Below are 14,879 nucleotides of genomic sequence, written 5' to 3'. Positions count from 1 at the left end.
TTTCAGGTTGTGCTCGCGCGCGCCGCGCACGACGATCCGGTCGAGAGCCACGACTACATCTCCTCAGACGAATCCATCCCGGAAGCCGCTCCGACTCCGGGGCTACCTCTTCGGCGGAGTCGCCGCAGGAGGGGGGGCGCAGTGAGGTAAAGCGCAGCCGTGCGGGTTCATCGCACGGCGAGCCACGAACGGAGCCCCGCCCTCCGAGGCGACGCAGCCGGACCCTCCCGTGCCGGGGCGCCCTGCGTCCAGGTTACCTGATTCATGAAGCCTTCCCCGTCATCTCCGCCGCCATCCGGATCGCCGCCAGCAGGCTCGCGGGATTGGCGATCCCCTTCCCCGCGATGTCGTAGGCGGTGCCGTGGTCCACGGACGTGCGGACGATGGGAAGCCCCATCGTCACGTTCACCCCGTCCTCGAAGTGGACGAGCTTCAGGGGAATGAGGCCGTGATCGTGGGTCATCGCCACGACGACGTCGAACTCCCCCCGCCAGGCGCGGTAGAAGATCGTATCGGGGGGATACGGACCCGAGGCGTCGATCCCCGCCGCGCGGCAGGCCGCGATCGCGGGGGAGACGATCGTGGACTCCTCGTCCCCGAACAATCCCCCCTCGCCGGCGTGGGGATTCACGGCCGCGACGGCGATCCGGGGCGAGGGAGTCCCCATGTATTTCCGGAAGAACGTGTCGGTGATCCGCACGGTCTTTTCGATGAGCGCGGGGGAAAGAAGTTCCAGGGCACGGCGCAATCCCACGTGGATCGTCGCCAGCGCGACCCGCAGCCGGTCGCCCGCCAGCATCATGACGACGTCGGCGCCGCCGCACAGGTGGGCGAGAAGTTCGGTGTGGCCGGGGAACGGGACGCCGGCGCTTTTGAGCCCCTCCTTCGACACCGGGCAGGTGACGACCGCGTCGGCCGCCCCGGAAAGGACGTCCTGCGCCGCCGAGCGGATGTACCCGGCCATGGCGACCGACCCGGCGAGGGACGGCCGTCCGAACGGAACCGCTTCGGGGTCGAGCCGCGAGCGGGCTGCGACCGCGATGCGGCCCGGACCGGACTCCTCCTCCCCCGTCATCTCCAGCGGCGACCCGAGCAGCAGGGCGGCGCGCCGGAGGATCGCCGGATCCCCGTAGACCACCGGGCGGCACCAGGTGAAGAGCGGATCGCGGGAGTGGGCCGAAACCACGATCTCGGGCCCGATCCCCGCCGGGTCCCCCATCGTGATGGCGATCTTCGGGCGCACGGGAGGACTCGCTCGGCGGAACCGGGTCAGAGCCGGACGTCGAGGGAGGCGGACTTCTTGAGGTCGGCGAGAATGTCCTCGAACGCCTTTTCGCTCCGGCGGTCCGTGAGCTCCTCGGTCAGGGACTCCCTCACCTCCGGGAAGCTCCCGGGGGTTCCCCCCCGGCGCCCGACGACGCGGACGATGTACACGGCCGTCCCCGTGAAGAACGGCTGGGACGTCTTCCCGGTCCGCAGTCTTCGAACCTCGCGCTGCACCTCGGGCAGCAGGTCCTCGGTCGTGACGAAATCCCCCTCGATGCGCTCGACGCCGGGGAACGCCGCGCGCGCGAGGTCCGCCGCCTCCGGAAGCGTCGCCCCGTTGCGGATCGACTCGGCGGCCTGCTGCGCGGCGAACCGCGCCTGGACGGCGCGCTCCGTCGTGTCCTCCCCCTCCGGCAGGGGGAAGTAGAGCATTTCCAGCCTCACCTGGGCGCCGACCAGGAACCGCTCCGCGTTCTCGCGGAAATGGTCCCGGACCTCGTCCTCGGTCACGGTCACGTCCTTGAACTTCCGGGCGCGGACGATCGCCCCGCGCTCCATCTGCCACCGGAGCCGCCGGCGGTACGCCGGGAGGGAGAGCCCCTCCCGGGAGAGCACTTCGGCGAACTGCTTCTCGTCGACGTTGTTCGCCTTGCGGACCGACTCCACCGCCCGGTCGATCTCCGCTTCGGAGACCCCCTGCCCCTGTTTCTCCAGCTCCTTGCGGACCAGGACCGTTTCGACCAGCCCCTCGATCCAGCGGAGCACTCCCTTCGGATCGCGCTCCTCGCGCAGGAACGCGTCGGCGTCGCCCACCGGGATCCCCATCCCCTCGGCCACCGCCTCCCGGACCTCGGAGAACGTGACCGGCTCCTCGTTCACCAGCGCCACGACTCCGTCGATCACGCGCGGGAGCGCCGGCGCGGCGAACAGAAGCGCCGCCGACCCGATCCCCGCCGCCAGAAACCCCTTCGCGCCTCTCACCGTTTCCCCTCGACCAGCTTTTCCAGCAGATCCGACCGGACCTTCACCGCCGGCTTCGCGGACGCCTGCGCCAGCCACTGGCGGAACGCCGCCTCCCGCCGCTCCGAGAGGATCGCCTCCCGGATCCTCCCCTCCTCGGTCCGGAGCGACGGCACGCGGGCCGTCTCCCTCGCGGTCACCTGGAAGAGGCTCGCCGCCCCCTCCCGGAGGACCGGTTCGCTCACGTCCCCCTCCTTCAGACGGAACAGCTCCGGCGGAAGTTCCGGAGGGAGGTCGTCCTTCGAGAAGAATCCCAGGTCCACCCCCGACGCGGCCGGGTCGTCCTCCGCTTCCTCCCCGCCGGACCGGAGAATCCTTTCCCTTGCGGCCGCGGCGGCCTCCATCGAATCGAACAGGTGCTGGCGGATCCGGATCCGCTCCGGAACCGGCGCCTGCCTGCCTTCCTTCCGGTACGCCTCCTCCACCTCGGCGGGAGCGACCGACGCCAGGGACGACGCCACGGAGGAGGCGGATTTCCGGTACAGGAGGGAGCGACGAAGCTGCTCGCGCCAGGTGTCCGCGTCGATCCCCACCTGGAGGAGCGCCTTCTCGAGCCCCCCGGGCGGGAAATCGGCCCGGAACCGCATCACCTCTTCCTCGAGCTCGGAGGAGGAGACCGAAACTCCCCGGCGCTCCCCTTCCCGCAGGACGATCGACCGCTCGACGAGAAGGCGGATCGCCTCCGACACTTCCCGCCGGCTGGCCCCCTTCGCCTCCAGCGAAGGGGCGTACCCGCGCATCGACAGGACCTCGTTCCGGACGTCCCGCAGCGTGATCGCGGCGTTGTCGACCTCGGCGACCACGACGTCCGCGTCCGACCGCCCGGACGGCTCCCGTGAGCAGGCCCACAGGAGCGCCGCGAGCACCGCGACCAGCACGACCGCCGGTTTTCCGCCGCCCCGCCGATCCCGACCCGGTGGCGGGACACACCTCTCGCGCCGGACGGTTTCCTCCCGGCGTTCCTTCATTTCCCCGGCGGTGGCGCCGGAGGGGCCTTGTCGCCCTCCTTCGGCGCGGCGGCGGGCTCCCCCGGAACGGGCGGCTTCGCCGCGCCCGCGTCGAGCTTCACGAGGACCCGGACGGTGGACGACTTCCGCAGGTCGGAGATCAGCGTCTCGAACGCGTCCCGCTGCGCCTTCTCCCGCTGCTCGGCCAGGAGCTGTGGCTTGACCTCCTCGAAGGAGCGGACTCCCGCGGGCTTCCTCTCGTACACTTTTATCACGTGGAAGCCGTACGTCGTCTTCACCGGTCCCACGACCGCGCCCGGAGGGGCCGCGAACGCCGCCGCCTCGAACTCCTTCACGAAGTTCCCCCGCTCGATGTCCCCCAGGTCCGCGGCGACCTCGCCGTCGCGCGATCCGACCTCCTTCATGAGCGCCTCGAACGGCTCGCCCGCCTTCGCGCGCGAAAGCACCGCCTCCGCCCGTTTCCGATCGCGGAACAGGATGTGGCTGACCTTCGCCCGCTCTCCGACCTGGTGCTGCCCCGGCACGGAGTCGTACACCTTCCGCAGCGCCTCGTCGGAGAGGCCCGGCGCCTTTTCGGCCACGTCGCGCAGCAGCGCCTCGAGGAGGATCGATTTCCGCGCCGTCGAGATCCGGTCGGCGATCTCCTGCTTCCGGTCGATCCCGCGGCGCAGCGCCTCCCGGAGCAGCAGGTCCCGCGTGATGACGCTCTCTAAGAACTGCGCCCTTCCGGCCGGGGTCTCGAGGATCGGCCGCACGTACGGCGGGAGGTTCTCGACCTCCCGCAGCAGCGTCCCCTCGGTGATCGCCTCGCCGTTGATCGTCGCCAGGGTCTTCCCCTGCTTCCCCGGAGGGGTGCCGCACGCCGCCGCCGCGATCGCGCACAGAACGCATAGAACCGGGACCTTACGCATGGAGTACCTCTCCTTGCCGAAGAAGTTTCGAAGGGGTGCAAACCGCAAGCCTCATATGCTACTGCCCGTACCGAAGCGGTTCAACAGGTTTTTCACCGCGGAGAGGACATCCGCCGGCCCCTCGCCGGGAAGGCGCGAAGCGAGGACCTCTCCCCGCACGAAGGAGAAGTTCCTCCGCTCCTTCGTGACCCACTCCACCAGTCGGCTCCGGTCGAAGGAGGAGCGCGGGGAGAGCGCGAGAAACAGCGACCCGTCTCCCCGCTTCAGCTCCGCGATCCCGGCCTCGCGCATGACGGCGCGCAGACGCGCCAGGTCGCACAGCGCGCGCGCCGGCGGCGGCAGACGCCCGAACCGGTCGAGCAGCTCCATCTCGATCTCGTCGGCGGCGTCCACGCCTTTGGCGCGCGACAGCTTCCGGTAGAACTCCAGCCGCACGCCGGCCTCGGGGATGTAGTCGTCGGGGAGAAACGCCGGGATCCGAAGGTCGAGCTCCGGCTCCTCCTCCTGCGCCGCCGCGTTTCCCGAAATCTCCGCCACCGCCTCCGCGAGCAGCTGGGTGTACAGCTCGTACCCCACCTGGTGGATCTGCCCGGACTGGTCCTTCCCCAGCAGGTTTCCCGCTCCCCGGATCTCCAGGTCGTGGGAGGCGATCCGGAACCCCGACCCCAGCTCGGTGAGCTCCTCGAGGACCGCCAGCCGCTTCGTCGCGTCGACCGTGAGTCCCACGTCGACCGGGACGAGGAAGTACGCGTAGGCGCGGTGCCGGTCCCGCCCCACGCGGCCGCGGAGCTGGTACAGCTGCGCCAGCCCGAACCGGTGCGCGTGGTTCACGAGGATGGTGTTCGCGTTGGGAAGGTCGATCCCCGCCTCGATGATCGCCGTGCACAGGAGGATGTCCGCCCGCCGCGCCGTGAAATCGTCCATGGCGCGGGAGAGATCCCGCTCCTCCATCTGCCCGTGCCCCACGGCGATCCGGGCGTCGGGGAGCAGCTCGCGGAGGTACCGCTCCATCGCGGGGAGGGACCGGACCCGGTTGTGGACGAAGAAGACCTGCCCTCCCCGCCGGATCTCCCGCTCCACCGCCTCCCGGATCGTCTCCCCCGAGAAGGGGACGACGAAGGTGCGGATGGAGAGCCGGTCCTCCGGCGGCGTCGCGATCAGGCTCACGTCCCGAAGCCCCGAGAACGCCATGTGGAGGGTGCGCGGGATCGGAGTGGCGGACAGGGTCAGCACGTCCACCGAGGCGCGAAGCCTCTTCAGCTTCTCCTTGTGGGCCACGCCGAAGCGCTGCTCCTCGTCGATCACCACCAACCCGAGATCCGGGAACCGGACGTCCTTCTGCAGCAGGCGGTGGGTCCCGATCACGATGTCCACGGTCCCCTCGGCGATTCCCTTCACCACCTCCGCCTGCTCCTTCCGCGCGCGGAACCGGGAGAGGTTCGCCACCCGGACCGGGTACCCGGCGAGCCGTCGGGAGAAGGTCTGGTGGTGCTGCTCCGCGAGCACCGTGGTCGGGACCAGGACCGCCGCCTGCCGCCCCTCCATCACCACCTTGAAGGCGGCGCGGACCGCCACCTCGGTCTTGCCGTACCCCACGTCGCCGCAGACCAGCCGGTCCATCGGCGTCCCCGAGGAGAGGTCCGCCAGGACATCCCGGATCGCCTGCTCCTGGTCCGGCGTCTCCTCGTGGGGGAAGGCGGCCTCGAACTCGCGGAAGGCCGCGTCCGGCGGCGTGACGGGCGCCTTCTCCGCCACCTGCCGCTTCGCCTGCAGGTCGATCAGCTCCTGCGCCATCGCCAGCAGCTCGTCCCGCACCTTCCGCTTCGCCCGCTGCCACGCGGTGCCGCCGAGGCGGGAGAGCTGCGCCCGCTCCTCCCCGGCGCCGGCGTACCGCTGGACGCGGGACATCTTCTCCACCGGGACGAAGAGCCGGTCGCCCCCGGCGTATTCGAGGACGAGGAAGTCGCCCTCCGTCCCGGCCGCCCTTCGCCGGATCAGTCCGCGGTAGATCCCGATCCCGTGGTCGACGTGGACCGCCGGGTCGTTCACCCGGAGATCGGCCAGGGAGAACTCGTCCGGAACCGCCACGGCGTCCGCCCGCGCGCGCCGGGCGCGCGTCTTCTCCCCGAAGATCTCGCTCTCGGTCACCAGCGCGACCCCCAGCTCGGGGGCACGGAAGCCGCGGGTCACCCCGGATGCGCAGAGGATCACGCCCCGTTCCCGGTCGAGCGCCTCGCGGAGCGTGTCGGCACGGGAGATCGGGAGGGCGTAGCGGGACAGAAGGTCGTGCATCCGGTCGACGTGGGAGGGGGACAGCGAGGTGACGACGAACGTCTCCCCGCGCTTCCACCACGCCCTGGCCTCGGCGGCGAGCGGGTAGAGGAGCCCCTCCGAGGAGGCGGTGGCCGTGCTGCGGCGGATGTCCTCGTTCCCCTCCACCCCGGTCTCCCCGCGCAGCGGATCCGTCCTCCCGAAGGGGGAAACCTCGATCCCGTCGAAGGCGAGGAGCGGGACGCGGGAGAGCGCGGACAGGAGCTCGCCCTCCGGGGCGACCAGCTCCGAAGGCCCCGGAAACCCCGCCGCCTCTCCCGCCGCGGCGAAGTTGTCCTCGGCCTCCGCGAAGGCGATCCGCGCGGCGGCAAGGCACGCGACGGAATCCACGGCGATCACCAGCGCCTCCGGGGGGAGGTATCCGAAGACCGTCGAAGCGGCGCCGTAGAGGCGCGGCAGAACCGCCTCCGCGCCGTGGAACCGGATCCCCTGGCGAAGGGCCTCCTTCCAGGCGAACGGTTCGGGCCCTCCGCACGCCGCCGACAGGTATTCGTCGCGCGTGATCGCCTGGGAGCACGGAAGGAGCACCAACCGGTCCGCCGCCCCCGGGTCCCCGTCCCGCAGCGCTCCCGCGGGAATCGTCCGCTGCGTCCCCGGGTGGAACCAGCGGACCGTCTCCACGACGTCCGCGTCGAGCAGGAGCCTCGCCGGGAGCGGGTGCGCCGGACTGAAGACGTCCACGATCCCGCCGCGCACCGCGAAGTCCCCGGGGTCGGCCACCGCGGGCAGCCGGGCGTACCCGAGGGAAACGAGCTTCGCGGAGAAGGCGTCGACGTCGAGCCGCCCCCCCGGCGAGACGGTTTCGACCGCCTCGAGGAACGCTTCGGGCGGGAGCGTCTTCGCGATCGCCGCCTCCACCGGTGCCACCACCACGGCGGGGGGACCCGAGAGGAGCCGGTGGAGGGCCCGCATCCGGTCGTGCACCGCGGGGACGTACGGCGAGATCGGCTCGTACGGCTCGGCCTCCGTCGCGGGGAACGGGAGCACTTCGCCGGGGGACAGGTGCGAGGCGAGCTCGCCGGACGCCTCCTCCGCCTCCTTCGCGTCGGGGCAGAGGTACAGCGCCGTGCGCCCGACACGCCGGAACAGCCGCGCCGCGAGGAACGCGCGCGCGCCCGGCGGGACCCGCATCCACTGGACGCAGGGCGGCGGCTCCGGCCTCGCGAGCGCGAGGGCGACGTGTTCGAGGGAAAGCCTCACACCGCGTCGCGGGGAACGGCGAGCATCGCGTCCAGCGCCCGCTTGGCCCGGACGCGGATATCCTCGGGCACCGTGACGACCGGCGACATCGAGACGAGGGAATCCCGGACGTCCTCGAGCGTCGTGAGCTTCATGTTCGGGCAGATCAAGGCCCGCGAGGCGATGTGGAACCGCTTCCCGGGATTCTCCTTCCGAAGGCGGTACAGGATCCCCATCTCGGTACCCACGATGAACTCCGCGGCGGGGGACCGGCGGCAGAAGCCGTACATCCCGGAGGTCGACAGCACCGCGTCCGCCATCTCCACCACCTCCGGCGGGCACTCGGGGTGCACCACCAGGAGCGCCTCCGGGTGCGCCTCCCGGGCCTTCGCGGCGGCGGCGACGGTCAGCCGCTCGTGGGTGGGGCAGTATCCGTCCCACCACGTCATCGCGCGCCCCGACACCTTCCGGACGTAGTGCGCCAGATTCCGGTCGGGAACCATGAAGATCTCCCGTCCGGCGGGGATCGACCGGACGACGTTCACCGCGTTTCCGGACGTGCAGCAGACGTCGGAGAGCGCCTTGACGTCGGCCGACGAGTTGACGTAGGTCACCACGACGGCGTCCGGGTGGATTTCCCGCCAGGCGGCCAGATCCGCCCCCGTGATCATGTCCGCCATCGGGCACCCGGCGTCCTCGCGCGGCAGGAGCACGGTCTTCCCCGGCGACAGGATCGCCGCGCTCTCGGCCATGAAGTGGACGCCGCAGAAGACGATCACGTCCGCCGAAGTCCGAGCCGCCTCCTGCGACAGCCCCAGCGAATCCCCGGTGATGTCCGCGATCTCCTGCACCTCGTCCCGCTGGTAGTTGTGGGCCAGCAGGATCGCGTTCCTCTCCGAAAGGAGCCCCCGGATCTCCGCCGCGACGGCGGCGTGCGCCTTGTCCATGGCCCTACTCCTTCTCCCCCTTGAGCGCCCGGGCGAACAGCTCGGTCACCGCCCGGCGGGCGTCCTTCCCCTCGTGGAGGATCGCGTGCACCTGGGAGGAGATCGGCATCGGAACGCCCGTGCGCCCGGCCAGCTCGACCGCCGCCCGCGCGGTCCGCACCCCTTCCGCCACCATCGTCATCCCGGCGAGGATCTCCCCCACGGCCTCCCCCCGCCCCACCCGGACGCCCACGGTCCGGTTGCGGGAGAGGTCCCCGGTGCAGGTGAGCACGAGGTCCCCCATCCCGGACAGCCCCGCGAACGTCTGGGGGTGCGCCCCGAGGCGCACCCCCAGGCGCGAGATCTCCGCGAGCCCCCGGGAGATGAGCAGGGCGCGGGCGTTGTGGCCGAATCCGAGACCGTCGCACACCCCGGCGGCGATCGCCATCACGTTCTTCAGCGCCCCGCCGATCTCGATCCCGACCACGTCCTCGTCCGCGTAGAGCCGGAAGCGGGATCCCCCCAGCGCGTGCTGGAGCCGCCGCGAGACCGCCATCTCCTTCGACGCCACCGTCGCCCCGGTCGGTTTCCCCTCGGCCACCTCCCGCGCGAAGGTCGGGCCCGACAGCGCGGCGACGCGGGAGGCGTGGCGCGGCGACGCCTCGGAGAGGAGTTCCGTCATCCGCCGGAGCGTCCCGTTCTCGACCCCCTTGGCCAGCGACACGAGGCAGGCGTCGGGCCGAAGGTGCGGCGCGGCGCGGCCGGCGATATCCCGCAGGTGGTGGGAGGGGACCGCGAAGGCGACGACCGACCGGCCGGACACCGCCGCGGCGAGGTCATTCGTCGGACGCACCGCCGCCGGAACGACGACCCCCGGGAGGAACTCCCGGTTCTCGCGCGACTTCCGGATGCCGTCGCACACCCCGGTTTCGTGCGCCCAGAGGGCGACGTCTCCGTTCCGCTCCGCGAGCATCGCGGCGAAGGCGGTGCCCCAGGACCCCGCGCCGACGACCGCGACCGATTCCTTTCCTTCCCCGCTCACCGTTTCCCCTCCTCCGGCCCCGACGCGCGGCCTTTCAGCCGGTCGATCTTCTCCGCCACGTACCGCGGGTCGTCCCAGTCCCCCCGCAGCGCCTCGTACTGCGCGATCGCCCCCGCGAGGTTCCCCCTCCCCTCCAGCGACTGCGCCACGCCCCACCGCGCCTGGACGGTGGAGGAGCGGTCCGTCGAAAGGTAGAGGAGCTTCCGGAACTCCCTCTCCGCGTCGGCGTACCGGCGCTGCCCCAGGAGGGCGTAGGCGAGCATCCACCGCCCCTCCGTGGCGCGGTTCGACTTCGGGAACCGCTCGATCAGCTCGGAGAGGACCGCGGTCTGCCGCTCGCCGTCCCCCGCCGAGCTGTACGCCTGGGCCAGGAGGAAGAGCGCCTCGTCGGTCCCGTCGAACCGGGGGAACTCCTTCCGAAGCCGCTCGAGGTCGCCCGCCGCCGAAACGGGGTCGAGATACTGCAGCAGGTGGATCTCGGCCGTCCGCAGCAGCGCCTTCGGAACCTCCGGCGCCCGCGGGTAGTTGAACACGAGGGATTCGTACGCCTCCAGCGCCGCCGGGAGGTTCCGGTAGTAGGCGCCGTAGAGGTCCCCCTGGCGGAGCAGGGCGGGGGGGGCGTAGCGCGACTGGGGGTGCTCCCGCGCGATCGCGCGGAAATCCGAAAGCGCCGACTCCATGTTCCGCGCGAGGAACGCCTTCTCCGCGCGCTCGAACCGCTCCAGCGCCGGGTCGGCGCACGCCGCCGCAAGCAGGAGCAGCCCGCAGGAAAAAAGGACGCTACCCCGCCGCGGGTCCCATTTTCCGGCCATCCGTCACTCTTCCTTCTCCGCCAGGCGGGCGATGGAGACGACCCGTTCGCTCTCGGCCAGGCCGATGAGCCGGACGCCTTGGGTGTTCCTCCCGATCACCCGCAGTTCGCCCATCGCGAGCCGGATGATCTTCCCGCCGTCGGTGACCAGCATCACCTCGTCCGTCTCGGCGACCTGGCTGACGCCGACCACCCGTCCGGTCTTCTCCGTCACCTTCAGGGTGATCACGCCCTTGCCGCCCCTGGACTGGTTGCGGTACTCCTCCACCGCCGTCCGCTTGCCGTACCCGTGCTCCGTGACGGAGAGGAGCGTTCCCTGGTCCTTCAGGATCTCCATCCCCACGGCGACGTCCCCCTCCTCGAGCTCGATCCCCCGCACCCCCACCGCCGCGCGGCCCATCGGGCGCACGTCCTCCTCGTGGAACCGGATCGACATTCCCTGCCGGGTCGAGAGGAACACCTCCTCCTGCCCGGTCGTGATGGCGGTGGCGATCAGCCGGTCCCCCTCGTTCAGTCCCATCGCGATGATCCCGCCCGCCCGCGGCCGGGAATACTCCATGAGGTCGGTCTTCTTGATGACGCCGCGCTCCGTCACCGTCATCACGAACTTCCCCTCCGCGAACTCGCGGACGGGGAGGATCGAGGCGATCGTCTCGCCCGGGGCCAGGGAGAGCAGGTTCACGATGGCGCGGCCCTTCGAGGCGCGCCCCGCCTCCGGCAGCTCGTGGACCTTGAGCCAGTACACCTTCCCCTGGTCCGAGAAGAACAGCACGTAGGTGTGCATCGAGGCGATGAAGAGCATGGAGACGAAATCCTCCTCCTTGGTCCCCATGCCGACCTTCCCGCGCCCGCCGCGCCGCTGCGTCCGGTAGAGGCTGATCGGGTTCCGCTTGATGTAGCCGGTGTGGGAGACGGTGACCACCATCTCCTCGTCCACGATCAGGTCCTCCAGGCGCAGATCCTTCGTCTCCCGCTGGATCTCGGACCGCCGGGCGTCGCCGTACGCCTCCAGCACCTGGCGGAACTCCTCGGCGACCACGCGGAGCAGCTCCGCCTCCTCCGCGAGGATCTTCCGCAGCCGCGCGATCTCCTCCCGCACCTCCCGCAGCTCCTCGAGGATCTTCTCGCGTTCGAGCCCGGTCAGCCGCTGCAGCCGCATGTCGAGGATCGCCTGCGCCTGGATCTCCGACAGCGCGAATTTCGCCACCAGCCCTTCCCTGGCCTCCTTCGGGTCCTTCGAAGCCCGGATCAGCTTGATCACCGCGTCGAGGTGGTCGAGGGCGATCTTCAACCCGAGGAGAATGTGCTCCCGGCTTTCCGCCTTGCGCAGCAGGAACAGGGTCCGGCGGGTCACGACCTCCTTGCGGAAGGCCAGGAACTCCTCGAGCAGCTCCTTGAGGTTCATCGTCCGCGGGCGGTTCTGGACGATCGCCAGCAGCTGCACGCCGAAGGAGGTCTGCATCTGCGTCTGCTTGTAGAGGTTGTTCAGGACGACTTCCGCCACGGCGTCCTTCTTCAGCTCGACGACGACCCGCATCCCGTCCCGGTCCGACTCGTCCCGGATGTCGGAGATCTCCTCGATCTCCTTGTCGCGCACCAGCTCCGCGATCCGCTCGATCAGGCGCGACTTGTTGACCTGGTACGGGATCTCCGTGATGACGATCGACTCGCGGTCGCCCTTCTTCGCCTTCTCGATGAACGCCCGGGCGCGGATCTGGACGCTGCCGCGGCCGGTCCGGTACGCGTCCCGCACCCCGTCCAGCCCGTAGAGGATCCCTCCGGTGGGGAAGTCGGGGGCCGGGACGTGCTGCATCAGCTGGTCGACGGTGACCTCCGGGTTCCCGATCAGCGCCAGCAGCGCGCCCACCACCTCGCGCAGGTTGTGCGGCGGGATCGAGGTGGCCATCCCGACGGCGATCCCGGCGCTCCCGTTGACCAGCAGGTTCGGAATCCGCGACGGGAGGACGCGCGGCTCCTGGAGGGAGCCGTCGTAGTTGGGGACGGTCTCGACCGTTTCCTTGTCGAGGTCGGAGAGGAGCTCCCCGGCCACCTTCGCCATCCGGACCTCGGTGTACCGCATCGCGGCGGCGGAGTCGCCGTCCACCGACCCGAAGTTCCCCTGCCCGTCGATCAGCGGGTACCGGAGGGAGAACTCCTGCACCATCCGGACGAGGGCGTCGTACACCGCGTTGTCGCCGTGCGGGTGGTATTTCCCGATGACGTCCCCGACGATGCGGGCCGATTTCTTGTACGGCTTGCCGTACTCGTTGCCCAGCTCGTGCATGGCGAAGAGGATGCGGCGCTGGACCGGTTTGAGGCCGTCGCGGACGTCGGGGAGCGCGCGTCCCACGATCACGCTCATCGCGTAATCGAGGTAGCTCTGTTTCATCTCGTCCTGGATGGCGCGGGGATATGCCGGTTTCTGGAACAGATCCATGTGGTGGAGAAGGCTCCTTCAGGCGACGGATTTCACGCGGTGCGGCTACGCCCGATTCCTGTTTCCGTGAACGTCTGATTTTACCACAGAGAAGCGGGTTTGTGGGTTTTTTGGTGCGAGAAATCGCAAGGAAAATCGACCGGTTACAACGCGATCCCGGTGCGGCGGGAGGGAGGGAGAAACCGCCCCCCCGCCCGCGTCCGGATCAGCTCACCACTTGAGGACCCCACCGGTGCTGGCGCTGGTGGCCATCGAGGCGTACTTCCCCAGGGAACCGGTCCGCTTCTTCCTGTCCGGAAGACGCCATTTCGCACGCCGTTCGGCAAGTTCCGCGTCGGAAACCATCAGTTCCAGCTTCCGGCCGGGGATGTCCAGACGGATCCGGTCCCCGTTCCGGACCAGGGCGATCGCCCCTCCCGCGGCCGCTTCGGGGGATACGTGGCCGATGGTGGCGCCGCGCGTCCCTCCGGAGAACCGGCCGTCGGTGACCATCGCCACCTTGTCGCCCAGCCCCTCGCCCATGATGTACGAGGTGGGGGCGAGCATCTCCTGCATCCCCGGTCCCCCCTTGGGCCCCTCGTACCGGATGACGACGAAGTCGCCCGCCTTGACCTTCCCGGCGAGAATTCCTTCGCACGCCTCGTCCTGCGACTCGAAAATCACGGCGGAGCCTTCGTAGACCAGCATCTTCGGGTCGACTCCCGCGGTCTTCACCACCGCGCCTTCGACGGCGAGGTTCCCGTAGAGCACCGCGAGCCCTCCCTCCCGGCTGTACGCGTCGGACAGCGGACGGATGACCGCCTTGTCCTTCGACGCGGCGCCGGACACGTTCTCCCGGAGGGTCTTCCCCGTCACGGTGAGGCTGTCCGGTTTCAGGAGCCCCGGCACCTTCAGGAGCTCCGAAAGGATCGCCGGGATCCCGCCCGCCCGGTCCACGTCCTCCATGTGGTACTGCGAGGACGGAGACACCTTGCACAGGGTCGGGTGTGGAGGATCGTGTTCGTGGAGCCGCCCATCGCCATGTCCAGCGCGAGGGCGTTGTCGAACGCGTCCCGCGTGACGATGTCCCGCGGCTTGATGTCCCTGCGGACCAGGTCGATCAGCCGGAACGCCGCCTCGCGGTAATAATCGTCCCGGTGCGGGTCGATCGCCAGCACCGTCGCGCTCCCCGGAAGCGCCATCCCGAGCGCCTCGCACAGGCAGTTCATCGAGTTCGCCGTGAACATCCCGGAGCACGACCCGCAGCCGGGGCACCCGTGGTCCTCGAGCTCCTTCAGCCCCTCGTCGGAAAGGCTCCCGAGCTTGTGCGCCGCCACCCCCTCGAAAACGGTGATGAGGTCGACCACGCGCCCCTCTTTCGTCACCCCGGCCTTCATCGGGCCGCCGGAGACGAAGATCGTCGGGACGTTGCACCGCATCGCCGCCATCAGCATGCCGGGGACGATCTTGTCGCAGTTGGGGATGCAGATCATCCCGTCGAAGCAGTGAGCCATCAGCATCGTCTCGACCGAGTCGGCGATGATCTCGCGCGACGGCAGGGAGTAGAGCATCCCGCCGTGCCCCATGGCGATCCCGTCGTCCACGCCGATCGTGTTGAACTCGAACGGGACGCCGCCGGCCTCCCGGATGCACTTCTTCACGAACTCCCCCACCCGGTTCAGGTGGACGTGGCCCGGGACGATCTCCACGAACGAGTTGCAGACGGCGATGAACGGCTTCCCCATGTCGGCGTCGGTCACTCCGGTGGCCTTCAGCAGGCTGCGGTGGGGAGCCCGCTCGAACCCTTTCTTTATGACGTCGGAACGCATCGTCGTCCTCCTTCTTCGTGGGTCGGCCGGTGAACGGTCACCGTACCGCCTTCCGGATCTCCTCGTGGATTTTCCGGGCGTCGCCCGACAGGGCCGCCGGGACGGAGGACGCCTTCGAGCGGAACGCCGCAACGTCCGGATTCCGCTCGATCTCGACTCCCGCGTCCGCCAGCGACGCCA

At 70.2% G+C, this 14,879-nt stretch carries 10 protein-coding genes and 1 pseudogene; all 11 read right to left on the bottom strand.

The window, feature by feature from the left end; genetic code table 11:
• Positions 1 to 262: 262 nt before the first annotated feature.
• Entirely contained in the window at positions 263 to 1,219 is a 957-nt protein-coding gene (pdxA, locus tag HZB86_10530; protein MBI5905959.1) for a 4-hydroxythreonine-4-phosphate dehydrogenase PdxA, read from the bottom strand.
• Between the two features lie 50 nt (positions 1,220 to 1,269).
• Complete coding sequence (locus HZB86_10525; protein MBI5905958.1) at positions 1,270 to 2,247, bottom strand: peptidyl-prolyl cis-trans isomerase; 978 nt, start codon at positions 2,245 to 2,247, stop codon at positions 1,270 to 1,272.
• Positions 2,244 to 3,164 (bottom strand): peptidyl-prolyl cis-trans isomerase, encoded by a 921-nt coding sequence (locus HZB86_10520; protein ID MBI5905957.1) that lies wholly within the window; start codon positions 3,162 to 3,164, stop codon positions 2,244 to 2,246. Before HZB86_10520 ends, HZB86_10525 begins: the two co-directional genes overlap by 4 nt.
• 86 nt (positions 3,165 to 3,250) lie before the next feature.
• Complete coding sequence (locus HZB86_10515) at positions 3,251 to 4,165, bottom strand: peptidyl-prolyl cis-trans isomerase (protein ID MBI5905956.1); 915 nt, start codon at positions 4,163 to 4,165, stop codon at positions 3,251 to 3,253.
• A gap of 51 nt (positions 4,166 to 4,216) precedes the next feature.
• Positions 4,217 to 7,696: a transcription-repair coupling factor gene (gene mfd, locus HZB86_10510; protein MBI5905955.1), complete on the bottom strand. Its 3,480-nt coding sequence runs from the start codon at positions 7,694 to 7,696 to the stop codon at positions 4,217 to 4,219.
• Entirely contained in the window at positions 7,693 to 8,622 is a 930-nt protein-coding gene (gene nadA / locus HZB86_10505; GenBank protein MBI5905954.1) for a quinolinate synthase NadA, read from the bottom strand. The genes mfd and nadA overlap by 4 nt, the downstream gene beginning before the upstream one ends.
• Before the next feature lie 4 nt (positions 8,623 to 8,626).
• Positions 8,627 to 9,643, bottom strand: coding sequence for an NAD(P)-dependent glycerol-3-phosphate dehydrogenase (locus HZB86_10500; GenBank protein ID MBI5905953.1), 1,017 nt, complete (start codon positions 9,641 to 9,643; stop codon positions 8,627 to 8,629).
• On the bottom strand, positions 9,640 to 10,455 hold the full coding sequence (locus tag HZB86_10495) for a tetratricopeptide repeat protein (GenBank protein MBI5905952.1): 816 nt from the start codon (positions 10,453 to 10,455) through the stop codon (positions 9,640 to 9,642). The genes HZB86_10500 and HZB86_10495 overlap by 4 nt, the downstream gene beginning before the upstream one ends.
• A 3-nt stretch (positions 10,456 to 10,458) precedes the next feature.
• Complete coding sequence (gene gyrA, locus HZB86_10490) at positions 10,459 to 12,891, bottom strand: DNA gyrase subunit A (GenBank protein MBI5905951.1); 2,433 nt, start codon at positions 12,889 to 12,891, stop codon at positions 10,459 to 10,461.
• Between the two features lie 210 nt (positions 12,892 to 13,101).
• Positions 13,102 to 14,699: pseudogene (locus HZB86_10485) on the bottom strand (dihydroxy-acid dehydratase).
• Between the two features lie 37 nt (positions 14,700 to 14,736).
• Positions 14,737 to 14,879 (bottom strand): hypothetical protein (locus HZB86_10480; protein ID MBI5905950.1); only part of this gene is annotated, 143 nt, incomplete at its 5' end.

The organism is Deltaproteobacteria bacterium, from assembly GCA_016234845.1.
Lineage (GTDB): Bacteria > Desulfobacterota > Deferrimicrobia > Deferrimicrobiales > Deferrimicrobiaceae > JACRNP01.
Note: the sequence above shows the minus strand (reverse complement) of the source record. Positions and strands in the feature narration are given on the sequence as shown.